This is a genomic window from Pseudoalteromonas sp. P1-16-1b, from assembly GCF_001401785.1.
Classification (GTDB): Bacteria; Pseudomonadota; Gammaproteobacteria; order Enterobacterales; family Alteromonadaceae; genus Pseudoalteromonas; species Pseudoalteromonas undina.
This window is the reverse complement of record NZ_LKGQ01000061.1, coordinates 1-326: the sequence shown is the minus strand read 5'-3', so window position 1 is coordinate 326 and position 326 is coordinate 1. Positions and strand designations below refer to the sequence as shown.

Genomic DNA, 326 nt, shown 5'->3' with positions numbered 1-326 from the left:
AAAGTGGTGGGCGCAGGAGGATTCGAACCTCCGACCGCCTGGTTCGTAGCCAGGTACTCTATCCAGCTGAGCTATGCGCCCACTTTCATTTTTGCTTGTTTTAACTCTAAGCAGAGTGTGTAAAGAGTGGTGGGCGCAGGAGGATTCGAACCTCCGACCGCCTGGTTCGTAGCCAGGTACTCTATCCAGCTGAGCTATGCGCCCATCTTTACGTTTACAAGATTTCGCCATTTAAAAAATGGTGGAGAGGGAGGGATTCGAACCCTCGATAGAGCTACAAACTCTATACTCCCTTAGCAGGGGAGCTCCTTCGGCCACTCGGACAC

At 52.1% G+C, this 326-nt stretch carries 2 tRNA genes; both read right to left on the bottom strand.

Annotation, left to right across the window (positions count from 1 at the left end):
- Positions 1–4: 4 nt before the first annotated feature.
- Positions 5–81 (bottom strand) — tRNA-Arg (locus tag AN392_RS18190).
- 46 nt (positions 82–127) lie between these two features.
- Positions 128–204 (bottom strand) — tRNA-Arg (locus AN392_RS18185).
- Positions 205–326 lie beyond the last annotated feature (122 nt).